The sequence below is a fragment of the Novosphingobium sp. LASN5T genome, from assembly GCF_003856955.1.
Taxonomy (GTDB): Bacteria; Pseudomonadota; Alphaproteobacteria; order Sphingomonadales; family Sphingomonadaceae; genus Novosphingobium.
In genome coordinates, this window is the sequence record NZ_RQSI01000018.1 from 84262 (window position 1) to 91413 (window position 7152).

The 7152-nt window shown below is 61.1% G+C and carries 6 protein-coding genes and 1 tRNA gene; 5 read left to right on the forward strand and 2 right to left on the reverse strand.

The window, feature by feature from the left end:
* The first annotated feature begins 29 nt into the window (after positions 1-29).
* Positions 30-899 carry an ABC transporter permease gene (locus EH199_RS13515; RefSeq protein WP_124809821.1) on the forward strand — a complete coding sequence of 290 codons (870 nt, stop codon included), beginning with the start codon at positions 30-32 and terminating at the stop codon, positions 897-899.
* 58 nt (positions 900-957) lie between these two features.
* Here the strand turns inward: EH199_RS13515 and hspQ are convergent, their stop codons facing one another.
* Complete coding sequence (gene hspQ / locus EH199_RS13520) at positions 958-1344, reverse strand: heat shock protein HspQ (RefSeq protein WP_124809830.1); 387 nt, start codon at positions 1342-1344, stop codon at positions 958-960.
* 163 nt (positions 1345-1507) lie between these two features.
* Here hspQ and EH199_RS13525 point away from each other — a divergent pair.
* Positions 1508-1597: transfer RNA gene (locus EH199_RS13525), tRNA-Ser, on the forward strand.
* A gap of 73 nt (positions 1598-1670) precedes the next feature.
* The gene (locus EH199_RS13530; protein ID WP_223806662.1) at positions 1671-3041 is read left to right on the forward strand and encodes an integrase arm-type DNA-binding domain-containing protein; all 1371 of its coding nucleotides are present in this window, start codon (positions 1671-1673) and stop codon (positions 3039-3041) included.
* A 55-nt stretch (positions 3042-3096) separates the two neighbouring features.
* Here the strand turns inward: EH199_RS13530 and EH199_RS13535 are convergent, their stop codons facing one another.
* On the reverse strand, positions 3097-3753 hold the full coding sequence (locus tag EH199_RS13535) for a lytic transglycosylase domain-containing protein (protein WP_124809822.1): 657 nt from the start codon (positions 3751-3753) through the stop codon (positions 3097-3099).
* Between the two features lie 125 nt (positions 3754-3878).
* On the opposite strand from EH199_RS13535, the gene EH199_RS13540 reads away from it, so the two are divergent.
* Entirely contained in the window at positions 3879-4775 is an 897-nt protein-coding gene (locus tag EH199_RS13540) for a toprim domain-containing protein (RefSeq protein WP_124809823.1), read from the forward strand.
* 75 nt (positions 4776-4850) lie between these two features.
* Positions 4851-7067: a strawberry notch-like NTP hydrolase domain-containing protein gene (locus EH199_RS13545; RefSeq protein ID WP_124809824.1), complete on the forward strand. Its 2217-nt coding sequence runs from the start codon at positions 4851-4853 to the stop codon at positions 7065-7067.
* The last annotated feature ends 85 nt before the right edge of the window (positions 7068-7152 follow it).

The window sequence follows — 7152 nt, forward strand, 5'->3', positions numbered from 1 at the left end:
AGGCAGGCTGGCGCGATACCGCATCTGCCATGGCAGATCAAATCACGTCCCGCGCAGGGGACGACAACCGGTATCACGGCAGCTTTCCGCAACCTGGGCAACCGATTTTCCGCGGTTTCAACCGGCTGGGATTGTGGACCCTCTATATGAAGGAGGTGCGGCGGTTCTTCAAGGTGCAGACCCAGACGATCTGGGCGCCGGCCGTCACCACCTTGTTGTATCTGGCGATCTTCACGCTCGCCCTTGGCGGTGGAGGGCGCGTGGTGCTGGGCGTGCCGTTCGCCAGCTTCGTGGCGCCGGGCCTGATCGCCATGGGCATGATCAACAATGCCTTCGCCAATTCGAGCTTCAGCTTCCTTGCCGGCAAGATCCAGGGCACGATCATCGACTATCTGATGCCGCCGGTTTCCGAAGGAGAACTGCTGCTGGCGCTGGTCGGCGCGGCGGTTACGCGCGCCGTCCTGGTCGGCCTTGCCGTGACGGCGGCGATGATGCTGTGGCCGGGCGTGCATCTGGAGGCAAAGCACCCCTGGGCGATCGTGTGGTTCGGGCTGATGGGCGCAACGCTGCTGGCGCTCATCGGCGTGCTGACCTCGATGTGGGCGGAAAAGTTCGATCACAACGCGGCGGTCACCAATTTCATCATCACGCCGATGTCGATGCTTTCGGGCACGTTCTACGTGATCGATCGGCTGGCCCCCGCGTTCCAGGCGATCAGCCGGGTCAATCCGATCTTCTATGTGATTTCCGGTTTCCGCTTCGGCTTCCTTGGGGAAAGCGACATTGGCGACAGCAACCTTGCCGTGCTGCACGGCGCGATTGGCCTGGGCGTGCTGAACGTAGCGCTGGCGGGCGTCACGTATGCGCTGCTGCGGTCAGGCTGGAAGCTGAAAAGCTGACGTCGACGGGGGAACGCGAGCGAGGCGCCGATGCGCCAGCCCGCCCCCGTCGAACCACTTAGTGGGAAAGGCTCCGGCGCAGGCGATAGCGGCCGTTGCGATAGCCATCGAACATCTCGTCGAGCGAAGGGTGCTCCACCGGTCCGGTGTCGGGATCGGCCATCAGGTTCTGCTGGCTGACATAGGCCACGTAACTGCTCTCCTCGTTTTCGGCGAGGAGATGATAAAATGGCTGGTCGCGCGGCGGGCGCATGTCGGCCGGGATGGATTCATACCATTCGTCGCTGTTGGCGAAGACCGGGTCGATATCGAAGATCACGCCGCGGAAATCGAACAGCCGGTGCTTCACGACATCACCGATCGCGAAGCGCGCCGTGGCGACGTGAGGCGCCGAAACATGCCGACCGGCCTGCTGCGAAAAGTAGCGGGCCTGATCCGTGTCCATGGAGGGAATATGGGGCATGGCAGCAATATAGGGCGCGGCGCAGGGCGAAACAAGCGAGCCCTTGTGCATTGCGTCATCTTTCTGCTTGGCAAGCCCCAATCCATGCGCTAACGGCGCGCTTCCTCGACCGGGCGGCTTTCTAAACCGTCCCTTGGCGCTTCATGGAGAGGTGGCAGAGTGGTCGAATGCGCCGCACTCGAAATGCGGTGTACGGGCAACCGTACCGTGGGTTCGAATCCCACCCTCTCCGCCAGCCACTCATCCCCAAGCGTCCAAGAATCCCCGGTTTTCCTTGATTCTTAGACATTTTGCACTATAGATTGTTCTTGATTTGTTTCGATGTTTCCATGTGCGTCCGTATCGATCGGGGGCATTTTTGGGGGCATCGAATGGCAGAATTGGGGGCACAGATGCTCAGTGAACTGGCGGTTCGGCAGGCGAAGGCAAAGGAGAAGGATTACAAGCTTTCCGATTCCGAGGGTCTGTACCTGTTTGTCGCGAAGTCAGGTCGGCGGAGCTGGCGCCTGAAGTATCGTTTTGCGGGCAAGGAACGGAGGCTCGTTCTCGGGGCTTACCCTGAGATGTCATTGAAACAGGCGCGCGACCGGAAGCTCGAAGCGCGTAAGCTGCTGGCCGAAGGGAAGGACCCGGGCATTGAGGCGAAGAAGGCTGCGATCGCCAGAACCGTTGTTGCTTCAAACACCTTTGAGCTGACAGCTCGGAATTGGTTCGCTCTACAACAGGACCGTTGGACACCAGTTCACTCGAAAGATGTAATCTCGAGCCTGGAAAAGGAAGTTTTTCCGTGGATCGGCGTCCTTCCCGTGTCGGAGATCGATGAGCCGGTAGTGCTGACCGTCCTGAGGAAAATCGAACGTCGAGGCGCGATCGAAACTGCGCACCGCGTTCGCACGAGAATGTCGGCTGTTTTCGTCCATGCTATTGCCGAGGGGCTTTCCACGAGGGATCCGGCAGCGGTGGTGGGTAAGGCCCTGAAACCGGTTCCGCGCGGCCGAAAGCGACCTGCAATCCTTGATATGGACGGCTTGCATGACATGATCCGCAAGACAGAGATCGAGTTTGCATCGCCGCTTACGAAACTGGCTTCGCGATATGTAGCCTTGACTGCCCAAAGGCTTGGCTCAGTCCGATCAATGGCTTGGACGGAACTTGAAAATATCAATTGGAACAACGATGAACCGTGTCCAGGTGCAATCTGGCGGATACCCGCCGGGCACATGAAACTCTCTAGCGAGAAGAAAATTGAAGAGGGGTACGAGCACCTTGTACCGCTCGCACCGGAGGCTGTTGCTGTGCTTCGTGCAGCAAAGCAGCTGACTGGGCGCGGGCCGCTTGTGTTTCCGAGTAACAGAAATGCCCGCATCCCAATGAGCGAAAACACATTGAGCTACTTTTACAATCGGTGCGGATATCAGGGCAGACATGTACCTCACGGCTGGCGCGCATCGTTCTCGACTATCATGAACGAATGGGCAGAGCGGAACGGTACAGCGAGTGATCGTCATGTGATCGATTTGATGTTGGCACATATACCTGAGGGCGTTTCAGGTTCGGAAGGGGCCTACAATCGTGCAGCGTTTCTTGACCGCCGCCGTGAGATTGCGGAGGAATGGGCCAAGATGCTGTTCGAGAGCTTTCCAGCTCCGCGAAAGCTCCTGGATTATCCGTCGCGTTAATCGACGTATTACCACGCGCGCACCCTGATGCTGGCGGCGGCGAATACTCAGTGGGCTAGAACCTCCAGCTTTGCAGCACATTGCGTACATATCCCGGCGTCTCGCCATTCCGCGGTATACCGCCAGCACGCTCAACGGCGCCGGGACCTGCATTGTACGCAGCTACCGCGAGGTGGACCACGCCAAACCTGTCGAGCATCTGCCGCAGGTATCGCGCTGCGCCGAAGATGTTGGCCATTGGATCGAAGCGATTGGAGACCCCAAGCTCTTTTGCCGTAGCGGGCATCAGCTGCCCAAGGCCCGCGGCACCGGCAGGACTGACAGCGAAAGGGTTGTAACGAGATTCTGTCCATACGAGCGCATCAAGCAGGCCCGCGGGCAATGAGTACTTCGCCTCCGCAGCATAGATGTGAGGCAAGTAGGTTGCTCGCCGAAACCCGGATCGGGCCGGCTTGGCATTGGGTTCGTATCTGTATGGCAGGTTGACCCGGCCATCGTCTGTCACTGACAGGCGCGGTGCTGGGGCGGTCTGCGAGGAACGCCAGAGCCCATGCTCGACCAGTTGAAAGCCGTTTGATGCTTCCGCAATCCGAATGCCTTCGGATGGGATCGCCGCAGCGCCGTTCGTGGCTGGCGCTGCTATGTCCTGAGCACCGGCCGGGATAGCAGAAGTGATCGCGATGCCTGCGATCAAGAGAGTTCTGATTGTCATTTCTCGATCCTTGTCTAGTCGAATCGAGTTAGAACATATAAAGAACAAGCGATGTAGGAAAATTGGATTGACGCGAGTGCAGAGCGGAGGCTGCGCGGGGAGGGCACCTCAACCGGAGAAGGTCGATGCCCCCGTTAGACAAAGTTCATCAACTCGAACGCCGCGCCCGCACGATCGTCGAAAGCCTTCAGGGTACATGGAGTCGGGGCAAAGGCATGTGCTGCTGCCCCGCGCACGACGACCGCACTCCCTCACTTAGCGTGACACTGGGGCGCAAAGCGATCCTTTTTCATTGCTTCGCGGGATGCTCGAATGATGAGGTGATTGCCGCACTCGACCGCCAAGGTGTTCGCAGCCGTGATCTGTTTGATGGCTCTGGTGCCGTGACCGCTAATCGACAGGAAAAAAGGACCTTCATTTCCAACGCGCGGCGTTTGTGGCACTCGGCGACGGCGATCTCCGACGGCCCTGCCGAAGGATACCTCGCGCAGCGCGGGATCCTGCGTGCCTCTGATCAGCTCCGTTATCTCGAGCGAACGCCCCTCGGGCCGCGCGGGGCTGTCCAATTCCTGCCGGCCATGTTGGCGGCGGTCACGACTGACATCGGCATAATCGCGATACACAGGACATTTCTCGACGCGCCGAACGCAAAGCTCGCCGGTTTCGATCGGCCCAAGCGTGCACTGGGAAGTCTCGGCTGTGGTGCAGTCAGACTTGCCCCCCCGGCCGCAGGCCGGTTGGGCCTTGCCGAAGGTATCGAAAGCGCCCTGTCAGCCACGCAGATGTTTGGCGTCCCTTGTTGGGCAACGCTTGGTAACGAGCGGTTCGGCCTCGTCGCGATCCCGGAGAGTGTGCGCGAGCTTCATTTGTTCATCGATAATGATCGAGGGGGCGAGCTCGCAAATCAGCGCGCCCTAAAGGCATATTCTGCGTCATGCCGGGTGATCCAGTCGCGAGCGCCAGCGTCCGCCGGTTTCGACTGGAATGACGAACTCAAGGCAAGGCTCGCTCGCGAAACCTGATCAGCATGCCAGAGGGGAGGGGGCCTTCGGCTGATTGAGGCCTGCGAGACGCAGGACCTCGTCAGGAGGTTTCCCATGTCCAACTCTTCCCTCGCCTTCGCATTCGATCCACCATCTCCGCCGCTTGTCGTGACGGCAGCCAAAGCAATGGCGTTGCAATTGGCAGCAGGCAGCGCGATTTCGCGTAGCGACATCAACCGCATCATGACGGACCACTTCGGCGGAACCGATGCACTCGGGGCATGGTCAGTCCGTGATGCGCACGCTGCGCTTGAGTTGGCGCAGGTTCAACACCTGCAAGCATCAGATCAGATCCAGCTCACAAGCCCGATCGACGAGGCGGATCAGTTCTTCTGCGGCCTCGCTGCCCGAGTTCCGACCCAGACCAATCGCAGCGACGAGCAGATCGAATGGCAGCAGTTTGCAACGCCGCCGCGGCTTGCTTGGCTCGCCGCACGGGCTTGCGCGCTGGGTACCGACGAGCGCGTGCTCGAACCCTCGGCCGGAACGGGGATGCTTGCGGTCTGGGCCGCCAAAGCCGGCACCCGCCTAGTCCTGAACGAAATTTCACCGCTGCGCCGCGACTGCCTGACTGCGGTATTCCCGGATGCCCGCGTGACTGGACATGATGCCGAGCTGATCGACGAATTGCTCGATCCGGCCATCAGCCCCAGCGTCGTGCTGATGAACCCGCCCTATTCTCACGGGATCGAGCGGGGCCACGATGGCCGCACTTGGGCGAGGCATCTGCGATCGGCCTGGAACCGTCTGGCGTCCGGGGGGCGGCTTGTCGCGATCATGCCTGAATGGTTCGACTGCGTGCGGTTTTTGGCCGGGGCGAAAGGGCCAGTTTCGCTGAGGCTCAATGCCGCCGTCGAACGCGCGTTCGTCAGGCAGGGCACCGGCATTACCACGCGGCTGTTGGTCTTCGACAAGGTGGAAGACTCCAATGAGCCTGTCGCCATCCGCACAAACGACTTTCGCCAGCTGGTCGATATTGTCGATGCCTTGCCGGATCGCGCCATCTTGGATGCCGTTCCCGAGCAATCGAGCCTCCCGGCTCGTGCGCCGTTTCGCCTGGTGGCGGTGCCGCGCAGGCCGCTGCCGACACCAGCCAGGATCACGCCCCCAGCCTCCGCCATCGGGTCGCTCACCTATCAGTCGCTCGAAACCCCTGCGTGGCTTGCCCCTCAGGTTGGCCACTATCTGCCCTACCGCCCGAGCAGGATCGTCATCGATGGCGCGGCCGAGCATCCGACGCCCCTCGTTGAGTCAGTCGCAATGGGGTCGATCGCTGCACCCAAGCCGGACGCGGTGCCGCAGCTGCCTGACGGACTTATCGCCAAAGGGTTGCTATCGAATGCCCAGGCAGAGACCCTAATCTACGCCGCCAGCGCTCACGGCCGCGATCTTCCCGGCCGGTTCGAGCCCGAGGACAAGGGCTGTTCGCTCAAGGCTTCGGCGGAAGGACATACCTACCGGCAGGGCTATTTCCTTGGGGATGGCACCGGCGCTGGTAAAGGCCGCCAGGTCGCAAGCGTCATTCTCGATCGCTGGGTGCACGGCGAACGCCGCCATATCTGGATTTCGAAGAACGAGGCGTTGCTCGAAGATGCCCGGCGCGACTGGGCTGCGCTTGGCGGCCTCCCGATTGACATCCAACCTCTGGCGTCCTGGAAACTCGGCACCTCCATCGCGATGCGCGAGGGGATCCTCTTCGTGACCTATCCGACCTTGCGTTCGGGTCGAAACGACGCAACGCGCCTTGACCAGATCCTCGCCTGGGCCGGTGAGGATTTCGACGGCGTGATCGTGTTCGACGAAGCGCACGCCATGGCCAACGCTGCCGGCGGTGAAGGATCGCGGGGCAAGGTCAAGGGATCGGAGCAAGGCATTGCCGGGGTGCGTCTGCAGAACCTCCTGCCCCGGGCGCGCGTGCTGTACGCCTCGGCAACCGGTGCGTCCGACGTCAACAACCTGGCCTATGCGACGCGCCTCGGGCTCTGGGGTCCGGAGACCGCCTTCGCCAATCGCGAGGCCTTCGTTGCCGACATTCGCGACGGCGGCATCGCCGCGATGGAACTCGTCGCGCGGGACCTCAAGTCGCTCGGCCTCTACACGGCCCGGGCCCTTTCGTTCGCCGGTGTCGAGTATGAGATCCTCGAGCATTGCCTGACCGAGGATCAGATCGCGGTCTACGATGCCTATGCAGAAGCCTGGACGATCTTATGCGCAGCTGCGCATAAGATCGCTTATCGCGAGGTCGCGGTAATGCGCAGGAACGCGGCGTAGCCACCGAATTCCCGTGATAGTGGGCGCAGTTGCTGCGCATTTTATTGGTTGCGAACCTCGGCGGTCCCTGGACCAGCTGAGGAGG